The sequence below is a fragment of the Actinomadura craniellae genome (genome assembly GCF_003289645.1).
Taxonomy (GTDB): domain Bacteria; phylum Actinomycetota; class Actinomycetes; order Streptosporangiales; family Streptosporangiaceae; genus Actinomadura_D; species Actinomadura_D craniellae.
Map to the genome: position 1 here is coordinate 271987 of NZ_QLYX01000009.1, position 17163 is coordinate 289149.

Annotated in this window: 15 protein-coding genes; 11 read left to right on the forward strand and 4 right to left on the reverse strand. The window is 74.8% G+C overall.

Annotated elements, in window-relative coordinates:
* Positions 1-78: 78 nt before the first annotated feature.
* From DPM19_RS20800 to DPM19_RS20815, 4 genes are all read left to right on the forward strand, one after another.
* Positions 79-771: an ABC transporter permease gene (locus DPM19_RS20800; protein ID WP_111869617.1), complete on the forward strand. Its 693-nt coding sequence runs from the start codon at positions 79-81 to the stop codon at positions 769-771.
* Between the two features lie 24 nt (positions 772-795).
* Positions 796-1713, forward strand: a complete 918-nt coding sequence (locus tag DPM19_RS20805; RefSeq protein WP_199485194.1) for an ABC transporter substrate-binding protein — start codon at positions 796-798, stop codon at positions 1711-1713.
* Between the two features lie 81 nt (positions 1714-1794).
* Complete coding sequence (locus DPM19_RS20810) at positions 1795-2307, forward strand: hypothetical protein (protein ID WP_146778929.1); 513 nt, start codon at positions 1795-1797, stop codon at positions 2305-2307.
* Between the two features lie 177 nt (positions 2308-2484).
* Positions 2485-3249, forward strand: a complete 765-nt coding sequence (locus tag DPM19_RS20815; RefSeq protein ID WP_111869677.1) for a nucleotidyltransferase domain-containing protein — start codon at positions 2485-2487, stop codon at positions 3247-3249.
* Between the two features lie 13 nt (positions 3250-3262).
* On the opposite strand, the gene DPM19_RS20820 is transcribed toward DPM19_RS20815, so the two are convergent.
* Positions 3263-4210, reverse strand: coding sequence for an AraC family transcriptional regulator (locus DPM19_RS20820; protein WP_233510532.1), 948 nt, complete (start codon positions 4208-4210; stop codon positions 3263-3265).
* Between the two features lie 84 nt (positions 4211-4294).
* On the opposite strand from DPM19_RS20820, the gene DPM19_RS20825 reads away from it, so the two are divergent.
* From DPM19_RS20825 to DPM19_RS20855, 7 genes are all read left to right on the forward strand, one after another.
* On the forward strand, positions 4295-5281 hold the full coding sequence (locus DPM19_RS20825; RefSeq protein ID WP_111869619.1) for an oxidoreductase: 987 nt from the start codon (positions 4295-4297) through the stop codon (positions 5279-5281).
* 323 nt (positions 5282-5604) lie between these two features.
* On the forward strand, positions 5605-7143 hold the full coding sequence (hutH, locus tag DPM19_RS20830; protein WP_111869620.1) for a histidine ammonia-lyase: 1539 nt from the start codon (positions 5605-5607) through the stop codon (positions 7141-7143).
* 16 nt (positions 7144-7159) lie between these two features.
* A complete protein-coding gene (hutU, locus tag DPM19_RS20835) occupies positions 7160-8818 on the forward strand; it encodes a urocanate hydratase (protein WP_111869621.1) in 1659 nt (552 codons plus the stop codon).
* Complete coding sequence (locus DPM19_RS20840) at positions 8815-9999, forward strand: allantoate amidohydrolase (protein WP_111869622.1); 1185 nt, start codon at positions 8815-8817, stop codon at positions 9997-9999. Before hutU ends, DPM19_RS20840 begins: the two co-directional genes overlap by 4 nt.
* Complete coding sequence (locus tag DPM19_RS20845) at positions 9996-11321, forward strand: formimidoylglutamate deiminase (RefSeq protein ID WP_111869623.1); 1326 nt, start codon at positions 9996-9998, stop codon at positions 11319-11321. Before DPM19_RS20840 ends, DPM19_RS20845 begins: the two co-directional genes overlap by 4 nt.
* Entirely contained in the window at positions 11318-12481 is a 1164-nt protein-coding gene (gene hutI / locus DPM19_RS20850; protein WP_111869624.1) for an imidazolonepropionase, read from the forward strand. The genes DPM19_RS20845 and hutI overlap by 4 nt, the downstream gene beginning before the upstream one ends.
* 377 nt (positions 12482-12858) lie before the next feature.
* Positions 12859-13464: a response regulator transcription factor gene (locus tag DPM19_RS20855; protein ID WP_233510533.1), complete on the forward strand. Its 606-nt coding sequence runs from the start codon at positions 12859-12861 to the stop codon at positions 13462-13464.
* Here the strand turns inward: DPM19_RS20855 and DPM19_RS20860 are convergent.
* The 3 genes from DPM19_RS20860 to DPM19_RS20870 form a co-directional block, all read right to left on the reverse strand.
* Positions 13384-15249: an ATP-binding cassette domain-containing protein gene (locus tag DPM19_RS20860; protein ID WP_233510534.1), complete on the reverse strand. Its 1866-nt coding sequence runs from the start codon at positions 15247-15249 to the stop codon at positions 13384-13386. The two genes, DPM19_RS20855 and DPM19_RS20860, sit on opposite strands and share 81 nt — an antisense overlap.
* A complete protein-coding gene (locus DPM19_RS20865; protein WP_199485196.1) occupies positions 15246-16913 on the reverse strand; it encodes an ABC transporter ATP-binding protein in 1668 nt (555 codons plus the stop codon). The genes DPM19_RS20860 and DPM19_RS20865 overlap by 4 nt, the downstream gene beginning before the upstream one ends.
* A gap of 102 nt (positions 16914-17015) precedes the next feature.
* Positions 17016-17159, reverse strand: a complete 144-nt coding sequence (locus DPM19_RS20870; protein WP_146778930.1) for a SapB/AmfS family lanthipeptide — start codon at positions 17157-17159, stop codon at positions 17016-17018.
* Between the last annotated feature and the right edge of the window lie 4 nt (positions 17160-17163).

Genomic DNA, 17163 nt, shown 5'->3' on the forward strand with positions numbered 1-17163 from the left:
GCGGGCGTCTCGCCCGGCGTCGCCGGTGAGCACGGGCGATCCCCGGCGTCTGCGGGCGCGCGCTTCCCGGAGCCGCCGATGAACGCGATCCTCAACGCACTGCGGTGGTTCGGGCAGTCCGAGCAGTGGTCCGGGCCCGACGGCATCCCACAGCGGCTGCTGGAGCACCTGTGGTACTCCGGGCTGGCGTTCGCGATCACGCTGGTGATCGCGTTGCCGCTGGGGCTGGCCCTGGGGCACGTGCGGCGCGGCCGGGCGGCCGCGGCGCTCGGGTTCGCCGTGGTCTCGTCCGCCAACGGGGCCCGGGCGCTGCCCACGCTGGGCCTGCTGATCCTGGCGGTGCTGCTGGCCGGCAGCGGTGTCGGGCCCACGCTCGTCCCGCTGGTGGTGCTCGCGGTCCCGCCGGTCCTGGTCAACGCCTACACCGGCGTCCGGCAGGTCGAGCCGCAGATCCGGGACGCCGCCGAGGGGATGGGGATGACCGGCAGCCAGGTGCTGTGGCGGGTCGAGATCCCGGTGGCGCTGCCGCTGGTCCTGCTCGGTATGCGCACCGCGGCGATCCAGATCGTGTCCACCGCGACCATCGCCGCGTACGTCGGGCTCGGCGGGCTCGGCCGCTACATCATCGACGGCCTCAAACGGCAGGAGTACGACTCCACGGCGGGCGGCGCGATCCTGGTGATCGCGCTGGCCTTCCTGATCCAGCTGATCTTCACCGGGCTGCACCGGCTTTCCGTCTCACCCGGGGTACGCCTGAGCGCTTCGCACTGAAAGTCCCGAGGAAGGAACCCCTGTATGTCCCGGATGATCCGTGGCGCGGCGCTGGCGCTGGCCGCCGCGCTGACCCTGACCGCCTGCGGCGGCGGAGGCGATGACCCGCTGAAGAACGACGGCTCCGGCGGGGGAGGCGGCGGCGACGTCGTCATCGGCTCCGCCGACTTCCCCGAGAACCTGGCACTGGCCGAGATCTACGCCCAGGCGCTGGAGAAGAAGGGCGTCAAGGTCCAGCGCAAGCTCAAGATCGGCACCCGTGAGGTCTACTACAAGGAACTCGAGCGGGGCGCGATCACGCTCTTCCCCGAGTACAACGGCAACCTGCTGCTGCACGTCGACAAGACGGCCACCGCGGCGACGACCGCCGACGTCAACGCCGCGCTGAAGCAGAAGCTGCCGCCGGCGCTGGAGATCCTCGACTCGGCCCCCGCCGAGGACAAGGACGCCGTCACCGTCACCCAGGAGACCGCGGCCAAGTACGGGCTCAAGACGATCGAGGACCTGAAGGCCCAGGCCAAGAACCTGGTGTTCGGCGGCCCCTCGGAGTTCAAGACCCGGCAGGCCGGCCTGGTCGGCCTCAAGGAGAAGTACGGCCTGGAGTTCAAGGAGTTCAAGCCGCTGGACACCGGCGGCCCGCTCACCGTGGACGCGCTGAAGAAGGGCGACATCCAGGTCGCGAACCTGTTCACCACCGACGCCGCGATCACCAGGAACAACTTCGTCGCGCTGGAGGACCCCAAGAACGTCTTCCCCGCGCAGAACGTGACCCCCCTGGTGGCCAAGGCGAAGGTCAACGACACGGTCCGGACGACGCTCAACGCGATCTCCGCCAAGCTCACCACCCAGGACCTGCTGTCGATGAACACCAAGATGCTGGTCGACAAGGCCGACCCCGAGGACGTCGCCGCCGAGTGGCTCAAGAAGGCCGGCCTGGCCTGACCCCACCGACCCGGCCCGAGGCCCCCGCCGCACCCGCGGCGGGGGCCTCGCCGTCGACCGGCGGACCTTTACCCTGGTGTGGTGGCGAGGCTGGGTTGGGCCGTGGTGGCCGTCGGGCTGATCGGCGGAGTCGTGGCGGCCGTCATCGTTGCAACGGTCATGGCCACCTCTGATCCGCGCTGTGCGGACCAGTTGAAGGCCGGCGAGGCGAAGGTGCGGACCAGCCGCTGGGAACCCGCCGGGGAGCTGCCCGGCCTGGGACGGTACGTCGAGATCCACTGGCAGGTCCGCGCACTCGGCAATCCCTGCTCACGCAGCGTGCCCGGGCCGACGGACCGGACGTACCAGGGAGTCGTCCGGCTACGCCCGGAGGACGCGCGTTCGCTCGCCGCACGATACGACTGGCGGCCGGTGGCAGCGGCCTCGGAGTCGGAACCGCAGGTCTGGCCGGCCCTGGCGAAATTCGTGCCCGGCGACGTCCGCTGGTTGCACAGCGACGCGTACGACCAGGCGCCTCCGCAGAGCGAAGACAGCCGCCGCCTCTATCTGGATCCGGACCGTGCGCTCGCGCTCTTCGACCTGACGAACGCCTGATCCCGGCGGAGGCCGGCGGCTCGGGCGGGCGTGGCTGTCACCCCACCCATCCTCAACGGTCAGTGAGCGGTGGTCTGCGGTAGGTTCGGCTGGGTCCGCTCACCTGTGGGTCCGGCGGCGAGGCGTGGGTGATCGCTTTCGGCGCGGGTGCCGTACTTCCAGCGCATCGGGTCTCTCATGAACGTCACCGACGACGATCGGGTTTTCCTCGTCCGCCTTACTGATCGGCTTGCCGGGCTGCCCGGGGTGCGGGCCGTCGCGCTGGGCGGGTCGCGTGCGCAGGGGACGCACCGGCCGGACAGCGACTGGGACCTCGCCATCTACTACCGGGGCGGGTTCGAGCCCGGTGACCTGCGGGTGCTCGGGCTGCCTGGTGAGGTCTCCGAGCTCGGCGCCTGGGGCGGCGGCGTGTTCAACGGCGGGGCCTGGCTGACCGTCGAAGGGCGCCGCGTGGACGTCCATTACCGGGACCTGGACGTCGTCGAGCACGAGCTCGCGGAGGCGGAGCGGGGGCGGTTCCACTGGGAGCCGCTGCTGTTCCACCTCGCCGGCATCCCCAGCTACCTGGTCGTCGCCGAACTCGCCGTCAACCGGGTGCTGCACGGCGAACTGCCCCGTCCCGCCGGATACCCGGAGCCGCTGCGCGAGACGGCGCCGAAGTACTGGCGCGGCGCCGCGCAGCTGACCCTGGGGTACGCGAAGGCCAACCACGCGCCGCACGGCCGGCTGACCGAGGTGGCCGGCGCCCTGGCCACCGCGGCGGCGCAGACGGCGCACGCGATCCTCGCGGCCCGCGGCGAGTGGACGACCAACGAGAAGGCGCTGCTGCGGCGGGCCGGGCTGCGCGGCGTCGACGGCATCGTGGCGGGGCTGCGCCCTGATCCCGCGGCGCTGGAAAGTTCGATCACCGGCGCCGAGGAGCTCTTCGCGTCCGTCTCGTGAGCCACCTGGCGAGTCACTGCCGCCCGGAGCCCCGGGCGGTGTCGCGGTAGCGCTTCGGGGCGACGCCGACCGCGCGTTTGAAGGCGGTGCTGAAGGCGCTTTCGGAGGTGTAGCCGAGGGAGCGGGCGAGGGCGGACAGCGGGGTGTCCTCCTCGCGCAGGGCGCGCCGGGCGAGGCGCATGCGCCAGTCGGTCAGGTAGGTCAGTGGCGGGACGCCGGCCACGGCCTTGAAGCGGGTGGCGAAGGCGGTCCGGGACATGGCCGCCGACCTGGCGAGTTCCCCGAGCTGCCAGGGGTGCCCCGGGTCGCTGTGCATCAGGCGCAGGGCGGGGGCGATGCGCTCGTCGGCGAGGGCCCGCAGCCATCCGGCGGGGAGCGCCTGCGAGTCGGCGAGGTAGGTGCGCAGCACCTGGACGAACACGAGTTGCGAGAGCTGGTCCGACGCGAAGCCGGAGCCGGCCCGGCCGGTCGTCATCTCCTGGAGGATCCGGTCGAGCAGCCAGCGCAGCACGGGGGCCTCGTCCGCGGTGGCGCGGACGTGGATCAGCGGCGGGAGGGCCTGGACCAGCAGCTCGTCGCCGGCCGGGCCCAGGTCGATGTGGCCGCCGACGAAGACGGTGTCCCGGCCCTGGCCGAGGTCGGCCACGGGGCCGGGGGAGGCCGCGAAGGCCGCCGACGCGTCCACCGGCCGCGCGGCCGGACCGCCGGCGAGGACGAAGGAGTTCCCGCCGTTGAACACGACCACGTCCCCGGCCACCAGCGGGACGGTCCGTTCCGTGCCGTCGAGGGTCAGCCGGCAGGATCCCCGCACCACTGCGGTGATCTTGAGCCGGCCCGGCGGGGAGAAGCGCATGGCCCACGCGCCCCCGGCGACGAGCCCGCGGGAGAGGACGCATCGGGCGTCGATGAGCGCGAGCGTCTCGGAGAGAGGGTCGGCGCTCAGATCCGTACCAGCGCGCAAGTTCTGCGGACTCCTGAGCATTCTGCGTCCGAAATGCCGGACGTACGGTGATTTGAGACAGTCCGATACTAGGAGATCCATGCCATGACCACTTCGCAGCAGCCCCTCGGTTCCGGTTTCGGCGCCGCGGCCACCGCCGCCGACGTCATCGAGGGCATCGACCTGTCCGGCAAGGTCGCGATCGTCACCGGCGGCTACTCCGGCCTCGGCCTGGAGACCACGCGGGCGCTGCGCTCCGCGGGCGCCGAGGTCGTCGTCCCGGTGCGCGACCGCGAGAAGGCCACGGCCGCGCTGAAGGGACTCGACGGGGTCGAGATCGAGGCGCTGGACCTGATCGCCCCGGCCTCGGTCGACGCCTTCGCCGAGCGGTTCCTCGCCTCCGGCCGCCCCCTGCACATCCTGGTGAACAACGCGGGGATCATGGCCTCCCCGCTGGCCCGCGACGCGCGGGGATACGAGGCGCAGTTCGCGACGAACCACCTGGGGCACTTCCAGCTCACGGCGCGGCTCTGGCCCGCCCTGCGCCGGGCCGGCGGGGCGCGGGTGGTCTCGGTGTCCTCGCGCGGGCACCGCCTCTCGCCCGTCGTGTTCGACGACATCGACTTCGAGCGCCGCGAGTACGAGCGCTGGTCGGCCTACGGCCAGGCGAAGACGGCCAACGTCCTCTTCGCGGTCGCGCTGGACGAGCGCGGCAGGTCCGCCGGGGTGCGCGCCTTCTCCCTGCACCCCGGCACCATCGCGGACACCGACCTCAAGCGCCACCTCTCGGCCGAGGACCTCCAGGCGACCGGCGCCTTCGACGAGGCCGGCAACGTCATCACCGACCCGGAGCGGGACCTGAAGACGGTCGAGCAGGGCGCGGCGACCAACGTCTGGTGCGCGACGAGCCCGCGGCTCGACGGGCTGGGCGGCGTCTACTGCGAGAACTCCGACATCGCCCGGCCGATGTCCCCGGGCGAGAACGGCTTCGACGTGACGCTCAAGGGCGTGGCGTCCCACGCGCTCGACCCGGACGCGGCCGACCGCCTCTGGGACCTGAGCGAGCGCCGCACCGGCACCACCCTCGGGTAACCCCGCGGAGGCCCGCACCGCCCGACCGGAGCCCCGGCCCGCGTGCCGGGGCTCCGCCCATCCGCCATCCGACCGTGATCCTTCAGCTTCCGGTGCGCTGTAGCGCCTCAGGATCCGAGGCGCCATGGTGCGCCGAAAGCTGAAGGATCACGCGTTGCAGGGGTGGATCCACGATGATCCTTCGGTTCTCGGGGCGGTATGGCGTATCTGATCCTGAAGGATCATGATGGACGGGTGGTGGTGTCAAGGGGTGCCGTGTCCACAGAAGGGGTTCTGTGGGGTCGAGTGGCGCTGATTGTCCTTTTGGGGGTAGGAAAGGCCGCATGGGAGACGTAGAGGTCGGTCCTGAGCCGCTCACCTTCGAACAGGTCGTCATGGTGGCCCGGGACGGTGCATTGGTGCGTCTCGCCGACACCGCGTGGGCGGCGATGGCCGGCACCCGCGAGCACATCGAGGAACTGGCCGCCCGGCCACTGCCCGTCTACGGGGTGTCCACCGGGTTCGGCGCGCTGGCCACCCGGCACATCCCGCCGGAGCTGCGGGCCAAGCTCCAGGTGTCGCTGATCCGCTCGCACGCCGCAGGCTCGGGAGCGGAGGTGGAGCGCGAGGTCGTCCGGGCGATGATGCTGCTGCGGCTGCGCACCCTGGCGACCGGGCGCACGGGGGTCCGGCCGGCGACCGCCGCCGCGCTGGCGGGGCTGCTCAACGCGGGCATCACCCCGGTCGTGCACGAGTACGGCAGCCTGGGCTGCTCCGGCGACCTGGCCCCGCTGGCGCACGTCGCGCTGGCCCTGCTCGGCGAGGGCGAGGTCCGCGACCTGTCGCACCGGAAGGTGCCGGCCATGGTGGCGCTGCGCGCGGCGGGGATGGAGCCGGTGACGCTCGGCGCCAAGGAGGGGCTGGCGCTGATCAACGGCACCGACGGCATGCTCGGCATGCTGGTGCTGGCCTGCCAGGACCTGCGGCGGCTGCTGACCGCCGCCGACCTCGCCGCCGCGATGAGCGTCGAGGCGCTGCTGGGCACCGACCGGGTCTTCGCCGCCGACCTCCAGGAACTGCGCCCGCACCCGGGCCAGGACCTGTCGGCGGCCAACCTGCGGGCACTGCTCGACGAGTCCCCGATCATGCAGTCGCACCGCGGGCCCGACTGCACCCGGGTCCAGGACGCCTACTCGCTGCGCTGCGCCCCGCAGGTCGCCGGCGCCGCCCGGGACACCCTGGCGCACGCCGAACTGGTGGGCCGGCGGGAACTGGCCGCCGCGATCGACAACCCGGTGGTGCTGCCCGACGGCCGGGTGGAGTCCAACGGCAACTTCCACGGCGCCCCGGTCGGGTACGCGCTGGACTTCCTGGCGATCCCGATCGCCGACCTCGCCTCGATGTCGGAGCGCCGCACCGACCGGATGCTCGACAAGAGCCGGTCGCACGGGCTGCCGCCGTTCCTGGCGGACGACCCGGGCGTCGACTCCGGGCACATGATCGCGCAGTACACGCAGGCGGGGATCGTCGCCGAGCTCAAGCGGCTCGCCGTCCCGGCCAGCGTCGACTCCATCCCCAGCTCGGCCATGCAGGAGGACCACGTCTCGATGGGCTGGGCCGCCGCCCGCAAGCTGCGCCGGGCCGTGGACGGGCTCACCCGGGTCGTCGCCATCGAGATCCTGACCGCCGCCCGGGCGCTGGACCTGCGCGCCCCGCTGCGCCCCGGCCCGGCCACCGGAGCGGTGGTCGGCGCCCTGCGCGCCCGGGTGCCCGCCCCCGGGCCCGACCGGCACCTGAGCCCCGAGATCGAAGCCGCCGTCGCCCTGGTGAACGACGGGAGCCTGGTGGCCGCCGCGGAGGCCGTCACCGGCCCCCTCTGGTGAGAAGAGGAGCCCGCCCATGACCGGACCGCGCCCCGTCCGCGCCCCTCGCGGCAGCACGCTGAGCGCCCGCGGCTGGCCGCAGGAGGCCGCGCTGCGGATGCTGATGAACAACCTCGACCCGGAGGTGGCCGAGCACCCCGACGCGCTGGTGGTGTACGGCGGCTCGGGCAAGGCGGCGCGCGACTGGCCGTCGTTCGACGCGATCGTCCGCGAGCTGCGGGACCTGGCGGAAGACGAGACCCTGCTGGTGCAGTCGGGCCGCCCGGTGGGCGTGCTGCGCACCCACGAGTGGGCGCCCCGGGTGCTGCTGGCCAACTCCAACCTGGTGCCGCAGTGGGCGAACTGGGACGAGTTCCGCCGGCTGGAGGCGCTGGGCCTGACGATGTTCGGGCAGATGACCGCCGGCTCGTGGATCTACATCGGCACCCAGGGCATCCTGCAGGGCACCTACGAGACCTTCGCCGCCGTGGCCGCCAAACGGTTCGGCGGCTCGCTCGCCGGGACCGTCACGCTGACCGCCGGGCTGGGCGGGATGGGCGGCGCCCAGCCGCTGGCCGTGACCATGAACGGCGGGGTGGCGATCTGCGTGGAGTGCGACCCGTCCCGGATCGACCGGCGGGTGCGGCACGGCTACTGCGACGTCCGCTGCGACGACCTGGACGAGGCGCTGCGGCTGGCCGCCGACGCCGCGGCGGCGCGCCGCCCGCTGTCGATCGGCCTGCTGGGCAACGCCGCCGACGTCGTCCCCGAACTGCTGCGCCGCGGCGCCCCGATCGACGTGGTCACCGACCAGACCTCCGCGCACGACCCGCTGACGTACCTGCCGAGCGGGGTCGCCTTCGAGGACATGGCCGCGCTCCGCGCCAAGGACCCCGAGGGGTTCGCCCGGCGCGCCCAGGAGTCGATGGCGGAGCACGTCGCGGCGATGGTCGGGTTCATGGACGCGGGCGCGGAGGTCTTCGACTACGGCAACTCGATCCGGGGCGAGGCGCTGGAGGCCGGGTACGCCCGGGCGTTCGACTTCCCCGGGTTCGTGCCCGCCTACATCAGGCCGCTGTTCTGCGAGGGGAAGGGCCCGTTCCGGTGGGCGGCGCTGTCGGGCGACCCCGCCGACATCGAGCGCACCGACCGCGCGGTGCTGGAACTGTTCCCCGACAACGAGCCGCTGGCCCGCTGGATCCGGCTGGCCCGGGAGAAGGTGCGCTTCCAGGGCCTGCCCGCCCGGATCTGCTGGCTGGGCTACGGGGAGCGCGACCGGGCCGGGGCGGTCTTCAACGACCTGGTGGCCCGCGGCGAGGTGCGCGCCCCGATCGTGCTGGGCCGCGACCACCTCGACTGCGGCTCGGTGGCCAGCCCGTACCGGGAGACCGAGGGGATGGCCGACGGGTCGGACGCCATCGCCGACTGGCCCCTGCTGAACGCCCTGGTCAACACGGCCTCGGGGGCGTCGTGGGTGTCGATCCACCACGGCGGCGGGGTCGGCATGGGCCGCTCGCTGCACGCCGGCCAGGTCTGCGTGGCCGACGGCACGCCGCTGGCCGCCCAGAAGCTGGAGCGTGTCCTGACCAACGACCCCGGCATGGGCGTGCTGCGGCACGTGGACGCCGGGTACGACCGCGCCGCCGGGGTCGCCCGCGACCGGGGTGTGCGCGTCCCGATGGCCGAGAGCCGATGACGTTCGAGCAGATGTGGGCGGAGCTGGAGCCGATCGGGCGGGGCCCGGACGGCGGGTACCGGCGGTTCGCCTGGACCGGGCCGGAACTGGAGTGCCGCGCCTGGTTCCTGGCCCAGGCCGCGGCCCGCGGCCTGGACGTCGAGCCCGACGCCAACGGCAACCTGTTCGCCTGGTGGGGCGGCCCGGGCCCGGACGCGGTGGTCACCGGCAGCCACCTGGACTCGGTGCCCGGCGGCGGCGCCTACGACGGCCCGCTGGGCGTGGTGAGCGCGCTGGCCGCGATCGACCTGCTGCGCGAGCGGGGCGTCCGCCCCGCCCGGCCGATCGGGGTGGCGGCGTTCGCCGAGGAGGAGGGCGCCCGGTTCGGGGTGGCCTGCCTGGGCTCGCGGCTGCTGACCGGCGCGATCGACCCGGACCGGGCGCGCGGCCTGCGGGACGCCGAGGGCCGCAGGTTCGGCGAGGTGGTCGCCGGGCACGGCCTCGACCCGCTGGCGCTGGGCCGCGACGACGCCCTGCTCGGCCGGATCGGGTGCTTCGTCGAACTGCACGTCGAGCAGGGCCGGGCGCTGGACGCGCCGGTGGGGGTGGCGGCCTCGATCGTGCCGCACGGCCGCTGGCGGTTCGACTTCACCGGCCGCGGCGACCACGCCGGGACCACCCTGCTGGAGGACCGGTGCGACCCGGCGCTCCCGTTCGCGCACACTGTGCTGGCCGCCCGCGCCGCCGCCGAGCGGCACGGCGGGGTGGCCACCGTGGGCCGGGCCGAGATCGTGCCCGGCGGGGTGAACGCGATCCCGTCGGCCGTCACCGCCTGGCTCGACGCGCGGGGCCCGGCCGAGCCGGTGGTGCGGTCGATCGTGGAGGACGTCGGCCGGGCCGCCGACCGGGCCGCCACCGAGCACGGCGTCGCGGTGGAGTGGGCCGAGGAGTCCTACAGTGCGGCGGTGGAGTTCGACGCCGGGCTGCGCGACCGCCTGGCCCGCCTGCTCGACGCGCAGGTGCTGCCCACCGCCGCCGGGCACGACGCCGGGGTGCTGGCCGCCCGCGTCCCGACGGCCATGCTGTTCGTCCGCAACCCGACCGGCATCTCCCACTCGCCGGCCGAGCACGCCGACCTCGCCGACTGCCTGGCCGGGGTGGCGGCGCTGGCCGCCGTCCTGGAAGAGCTGGCCGGGACGTGACGAGCTGGCACGCGGAGCACGCCTGGCTCGGCGACGAGGTCGCGGCCGACGTGCTGCTGGAGGCCGACGGGCCGCGGTTCGCCTCCGTCACCCCGGGGGTGGGCCGGCCGCCGCCGGACGCGGTGCGGCTGCCCGGGCTGACCCTGCCCGGGCTGGCGAACGCGCACTCGCACGCGTTCCACCGGGCGCTGCGCGGGCGCACGCACGCCGCCCGGGGCACGTTCTGGACCTGGCGGGAGCGGATGTACGCCGTCGCCGAACGGCTCGACCCCGCCTCGTACCGGGCGCTGGCCACGGCGGTGTACGCCGAGATGGCGCTGGCCGGGATCACCTGCGTCGGCGAGTTCCACTACGTGCATCACCAGCCCGACGGCACGCCGTACGAGGAGCCGAACGCGCTGGGCGAGGCGCTGATCGCCGCGGCGTCCGACGCCGGGATCAGGATCACGCTGCTCGACGCCTGCTACCTCACCGGCGGGATCGGCCGCCCGCTGGAGGGCGTGCAACTGCGGTTCGGCGACGGCACCGCCGCGTCCTGGGCCCGCCGGGTCGACGCGCTGCGGACGGGCGGGCACGCCCGGGCGGGCGCCGCGATCCATTCGGTGCGGGCCGTGCCGCGCGACCGGCTGGGCACGGTGGCCGGCTGGGCGTGGCGGAACCGGACGCCGCTGCACGTCCACCTGTCCGAGCAGCCCGCCGAGAACGAGGAGTGCCGCGCCGCGTACGGGACCAGCCCGACCCGGCTGCTGCTCGGCGCCGGGGCGCTCGGCCCCCGCACGGTCGCGGTGCACGCCACGCACCTGGACGCCGCCGACATCGCGCTGCTGGGCGCCCTCGGCATCGGGGTGTGCATGTGCCCCACCACCGAGCGGGACCTGGCCGACGGCATCGGCCCGGCCCGGGAGCTGGCCGCGGCCGGGGTGGAGCTGAGCCTGGGCTCCGACCAGCACGCGATGATCGACCTGTTCGAGGAGGCGCGGGCGATGGAACTGGACGAGCGGCTGCGCACCGGGGTGCGCGGGCACTGGAGCGCGGGCGCGCTGCTGGCCGCCGCCACCACCGGCGGGCACGCGGCGCTGGGCTGGCCGCAGGCGGGCCGGCTGGAGCCGGGCGCGTACGCGGACCTGGTCACGCTGGGGTTCGGCTCGGTCCGGCTGGCCGGGGCCCCGCCCGGGGCGGAGGCCGCGGTCTTCGCGGCGGCCGCCGCCGACGTCCGCTCGGTGGTGGTCTCCGGCCGCCAGATCGTCCAGGACGGCCGGCACCTGCTGGTCGGCGACGTCCCGGCCGCGCTGCGCGACACGATCGCGGAGGTGGCGGGGTGAGCCTGCTGATCACCGGCATCGGCGAGCTGGTCACCAACGATCCCGGTGTGGGGGAGGGGCCGCTGGGGCTGCTGCGTGACGCCGCGCTGGTGCTGGACGGCGACCGGGTGGCCTGGGCGGGCCCGGCCGCCGCCGCGCCCGCCTGCGACGAGTCCCACGACGTCGCGGGGCGGGCGGTGCTGCCGGGGTTCGTGGACTCGCACGCCCACCTGGTGTTCGCCGGCGACCGGTCGGCGGAGTTCGCCGCACGGATGCGCGGGGAGCCGTACGCGGCGGGCGGGATCCGGTCCACGGTGGCGGCGACCCGGGCGGCCGGCGACGAGGAGCTGCGGGCGCGGCTGCACCGGCTGGTGGACGAGATGGCCCGGCAGGGCACCACCACGGTGGAGTGCAAGTCGGGTTACGGGCTGACCGTGGCCGACGAGGCCCGCTCGGTGCGGATCGCCGCCGAGGTGGCCGACGAGGTGACGTTCCTGGGCGCGCACGTGGTCGCGCCGGAGTACGCGCACGACCCCGCGGCCTACGTGAAGCTGGTCGGCACCGCGATGCTCGCCGCCTGCGCCCCGTACGCCCGGTGGATCGACGTGTTCTGCGAGCGGGGCGCCTTCGACGCCGACCAGGCCAGGGAGGTGCTCGCCGCGGGGGCCGCGGCCGGGCTGGTCCCGCGGGTCCACGCCAACCAGCTCGGCCCCGGGCCCGGGGTGCGGCTGGCGGTGGAGCTCGGCGCTGCGTCGGCCGATCACTGCACCTACCTGGACGACGGGGACGTGGCCGCGCTGGCCGGCTCCAGCACCGTGGCGACCCTGCTGCCGGGGGTGGAGTTCTCCACCCACCGGCCCTACCCCGACGCCCGCCGGCTGCTGGACGCCGGCGTCACGGTGGCGCTGGCGAGCGACTGCAACCCCGGTTCCTGCTACACCTCCAGCATGCCGTTCTGCGTTGCGCTGGCGGTCCGGGAGATGGGCATGACGCCCGGCGAGGCCGTCTGGGCCGCCACCGCCGGCGGGGCCCGGGCGCTGCGCCGCACCGATGTGGGGCGGCTGTCCCCGGGGGCGCGGGCCGACGTTCAAGTGCTGGACGCGCCGTCGCACCTGTACCTGGCCTACCGGCCCGGGGTTCCGCTGACCGCGGCCGTCTGGCGGGCCGGCCGGCGGCGCTGATCGGGGCCGTTGTGCGGCCGGTCAGGTGAGGCCGGTGGGGCAAGCGGACAGCGTGGGATGAATGGGAGTAAAGTCCGGCTTTTCGGCTCCGCAGCCGGTGTCCGGGAATAATAGTGACGCTTTACGGACCCCCGTGAAGGCCGTTGTAAAACGCCGTTCATTTGACTAGTCGGGGGTGGTTCGTTCACTGTGTGTTGTGATGCGATTCCAGCCTGATCCAGGTCCGGTCCAGGCGGTCGCGGGGGCTGTTCGTTCCCGCGCGTCCTCTTTCCGGCATGTCACCGCGGCACCCGTCGGTGCAGTCCCTGTTTCGAAGTTTCGGCGCGTGTACCCTGCGTGCGCTGATGCGGACTCTTCGTGCACGTGAGGAGCTGAACGTGATTCGGGTGCTGATCGTCGAAGATGCGCCGCTGCTGCGCAGCGGTCTGGTCTCTCTCTTGAGCGGAGTTCCGGACATTGCGTTGGTTACCGCCATAGAACGCGGTGGCCGGCTTGAGCTCGTGGCACGCCAATTCGAGCCCGACGTCATGCTGATCGACATTGATTCCGTAAATGGTGACGTATTCGAGCTGGTACAGAAAGTTCGCGCCGAGCTGACAAACTCGGCCGCCATTTTGATGGCCGAGCGATGTAGACCGGGCGACTTGCGTCGCGCGGCCGAGGCCGGGGCCGCGGGCTTCGTCCTCAAGGACACCTCTCCCGACGAGCTGGTGTCCGCGATCCTCGGCGTGGCCCGGGGCGAACGGTTCATCGACGCGGACCTGGTCTTCGCCGAGCTCGCCGCCGCGGAGAGCCCGCTGACCCCGCGCGAGCTGGAGGTGCTGCGGCTGGCCGGTCAGGGCGCCTCCGCCGAGGAGATCGCCGCCGACCTCGTCCTCACGACGGGGACGGTGCGCAACCACCTATCGCGGATCAACCGGAAGATCGGTGCGCGCAACCGGATCCACGCCATCCGGATCGCCGAGTCCGCCGGCTGGCTCTGATCGCCAGTGGCCGACCAGGTCGCGGTACAGCGGCGAGCCGGCCAGCAGCTCCTCGTGCCCGCCCGACACGGCGGCCGAGCCGTCCAGCACCAGGACCCGGCGGGCCCGCAGCGCCGAGGAGATCCGGTGCGCGATCACGACGAGCGTGCCCGGCCGCGCGGCGAACGCCCGCTCCACCCGCGCCTCCGCGGCCGGGTCCAGATGGCAGGTCGCCTCGTCGAGAACGACCAGCGGGGCGGGCGACAGGAACGCCCGGGCCAGCGCGACGAGCTGTGCCTCGCCCGCGGACAGCGCGCCGGGATCCATCATCCCGCCGAGCCCGCCGAGCCGTTTCACCAGCGCGGCCAGGCCCACCGCGTCCACCGCCCGCGCCATCGCCGCGGAGTCCGCGCCGGGCGCCAGGTAGCCGAGGTTGTCGTGCAACGACCCGCCGAACACGTAGGCCTGCTGCGGGATCAGCACCCGGTGCCGGGGGTCGCCGGGCGGCCGGCCGTGCACCAGCACCCGCCCGGCGGAGGGAACGGCGGTCCCCGCGACCAGCGCGGCCAGCGTCGACTTCCCGATCCCGCTGGGGCCGACCACCGCCAGGTGGTCGCCCTCGGGCACGACCAGGTCCAGATCCTTCAGCACCGCCCGGGCACGCGGCCCGTAGGAAAAGGTCACCCCGCACAGCTCCACGGCAGGCCGGCCGGGGATCGGATCCGCGGTGGGCGGTCGCGTCGGTGGCAGGGCCGGTGACGGGGCCGGTGACAGGGCCGGTGGCTGCGTTGGTGACGGGGTTGGTGACGGGGTGGGTGGCAGGGCGGGTGGCAGGGCGGGTGCCGGTGGCGGCCCGGACTCGGCGATCCGTTCCAGCGCCACCGCCAGCCGCAGCCCCCCGCCGCCCACGCCCTGGACCAGCGTGTTCAGCGCGGGCCGGAGGCCGTGCATGACGTAGGTGAGCGCGCCGGCCACCGTCCCCGGCCCGGCGCCGCGTTCCACCAGCCAGGGGGCGGCGGCCAGCACCAGTAGCAGCGGGCCCCAGCCGCCGAGCGCCAGGATCAGCGCCCGCAGCGCCCCCAGCCGGGCCATGGACCGGGCGAGCGCGGCCTGCTCGTCGACCACCTCGCCGACCTCGGCGCGCAGCCGCTCCTCGCCGCCGCAGGCCACCGCGTCGCGCACCCCCTCGGCCACCGCCGCGGTCCGCTCCGCCAGCCGCTCCTCGCCGAGCAGGAGCGCGCGCTGCCGGGCCGCCAGCAGGGCGAGCAGCGCGGCGAACAGCACCAGCGCCAGCAGCAGCGGCGGCAGGACGAACAGCAGCATCGCGGGCGCCAGGGTGAGCAGGCCGAGCAGCGCCCCGGCCGTGCTGAACAGGAATCCCCGGGCCACCATGAGCAGCCCGGCATAGCTGTCCCGGGCGATCTCCACCTGGTGGGTGAGCCGGGCGACCGCGCCGGTGTCGGGCCGGCCGGTCAGGGAACGGGCCAGGGCGCCGCGGACCACCCGCTCGACGAGGTCGTCGCGGAACGGCTCCACGATCGCGGCCAGCGCGGCGTAGAGGGGCCGGAAGGCGAGGGCGCCGGCCACCCCGGCGAGCAGCAGCACGCCGAGCCAGCCGCAGGCCGCGGCCGGCCGGCCGGCCAGGAAACCGTCCACCGCCCGGGCCACCGCGTGGCCGAACACGAAGGTGGGCGCCGCCCCGACCGCCGACCAGAGGGCGAGCCGCAGCACGGCGCCCGGCCGCTGCCGGGCGGTGTCCGCGAACGTCCGGTACAGCCTGCGGAGGACGGCGCCGCGCGCGCTCACCGGCCGTCCGCCCCGAAGACGTCCCGGTAGCCGGGGTCGGCCCACAGGTCGGCGTGCCGGCCCAGCGCCCGGATCCGGCCGCCGTCCAGCCAGGCCACCAGGTCGGCGCGGGCCGCGGTGCCGGCCCGATGCGCGATGATCAGCCGGGTGCGGTCGCCGAACTCGCCGGCCAGTGCCTGCGCCACCTGCAGTTCCGTGGCGGTGTCCAGGCTGGAGGTGGCGTCGTCGAGCACCAGCAGCCGCCCCGGGTGCGCGAAGGCGCGGGCCAGCCCGAGCCGCTGCAACTCCCCGCCGGACATCGGGGCGTCGGTGACCGGCGTGGCGTAGCCCGCCGGCAGCCGCCGGACGAAGTCGTCGGCGCGCGCGGCGGACGCCGCGGCCAGGACCCGGGCGGGGGTGGCCGGTTCGGGGCCGAACCCGATCGCGTCCCGTACCGTCGCGCCGAACAGCGCCGGCCGGTCGAAGGCGTAGCCGACCTCGCGGCGCAGCGCCGGCCGGCTCAGCTCGGGCAGCGGTACCCCGTCCAGCAGCACCTCGCCCGCGTCCGGGTCGGCGAGCCGGCCGGCCAGCGCGGCCAGCAGCGACTTGCCCGCGCCGGACCGGCCCACCACCGCGACCGACCGGCCGCCCGGCACCACCAGGTCGAGCCCGTCCAGCACGCCGCCCGAGCGCACCCCGCGGAACTCCAGCCGGCCGGGCCCCGGAGGCGCGTCCCGCGTCCCGTGCTCCGGGACGGGCGCGGCCAGCAGCTCGGCGGCCCACCCGGCGCCGGCCCGGGCCCGGGCCAGCCGCAGCAGGCCGGAGACGATCGGCCCCAGCCCCACCACCAGCCCGGCGTACTGGGCCACCGCCACCAGCTCGCCCGGGGTGATCCGGCCCGCCGCGAGCTGGAAACCGGCGACGGCCAGCGCGCACACCTGGAGCAGCAGGCCGACGACGAGCCCGCGCCCGCCCATCCCGCCCTGGGCGCGCCACAGCGCGTGCCCGTGGTCGCGCAGCTCGGGCAGGGCGGTCAGGACCCGGTCGGCCTCGCGGGCCGAGGTGCCGGCGGCGGCGATCGTCCGGGCGCCGCCCAGCGCCTCGCCGAGCCGGGCCGCGATCGTCCCCTGCACGGTCATGTAGCGGCGGACGGAACCGGAGACGTCGCGGACGAAGGCGCGCAGCAGGACCGCGATCACCGGCAGCCCGAGCGCGAGGCCCAGCGCGACCCGCCAGTCGATGACGATGAGGGCGACCATCGCGCCCACCGGTTGCAGCAGGGCGATGCCGCTCTGGATCGCGGCGACCGGGGCGGTGCCCGCGTCGGCGGCCCCGGCGGTGATCCGGCTCGCGGCCTCGCCGGCGGGCAGGGCGCCGCGCGCCGGCCCGGCCGCCAGCAGGCGGCCCACCAGCAGGTGCCGCACCCAGGCGGTGGCCCGCGCGGCGGCCGACCCGGCGCCCAGCTCCAGCAGCGCGCCGGCGGCCGCGGACAGCGCGAACAGCGCGGCGCACGGCAGCAGGGCCGGGAGGACGTCACGGCCGGCCAGGACGGTGTCGATCGCGTGCGCCAGGGCCAGCGGGAAGAGCACGGAGACCGCCACGTCCGCCAGCCGGGCGAGGGCCAGGACCGCGGCCCAGCCGCCACCGCGCCGTGCGGCGCGCAGCACCAGGGAGTCACGCTTCACCGGTCGGCTCCGTCGTTGTAGAAATGGATCGATGGCTCCGGCCCCACCACCGGACTGGACATGGGTGGAGCCGGGGCCATCGATCGTTCAGCGGAGCGATGCTCAGCAGAGCACCAGGCTCAGCGTGCTGCCGCTGTGGCCTTCGCCGTCGCAGAGCAGCAGGCTCACGTTGCTGTGGCCACCGCCACCGCCGTGGCCGCCGCCACCGTTCTCGACGGTCATCCCCTGGAGGTCCAGAAGAGCCATGTTC

Coding starts and splice junctions, on each gene's coding strand:
- DPM19_RS20800 (WP_111869617.1), top strand. CDS start 79: ATGAACGCGATCCTCAACGCACTGCGGTGGTTCGGGCAGTCCGAGCAG.
- DPM19_RS20805 (WP_199485194.1), top strand. CDS start 796: ATGTCCCGGATGATCCGTGGCGCGGCGCTGGCGCTGGCCGCCGCGCTG.
- DPM19_RS20815 (WP_111869677.1), top strand. CDS start 2,485: ATGAACGTCACCGACGACGATCGGGTTTTCCTCGTCCGCCTTACTGAT.
- DPM19_RS20825 (WP_111869619.1), top strand. CDS start 4,295: ATGACCACTTCGCAGCAGCCCCTCGGTTCCGGTTTCGGCGCCGCGGCC.
- hutH (WP_111869620.1), top strand. CDS start 5,605: ATGGGAGACGTAGAGGTCGGTCCTGAGCCGCTCACCTTCGAACAGGTC.
- hutU (WP_111869621.1), top strand. CDS start 7,160: ATGACCGGACCGCGCCCCGTCCGCGCCCCTCGCGGCAGCACGCTGAGC.
- DPM19_RS20840 (WP_111869622.1), top strand. CDS start 8,815: ATGACGTTCGAGCAGATGTGGGCGGAGCTGGAGCCGATCGGGCGGGGC.
- DPM19_RS20870 (WP_146778930.1), bottom strand. CDS start 17,159: ATGGCTCTTCTGGACCTCCAGGGGATGACCGTCGAGAACGGTGGCGGC.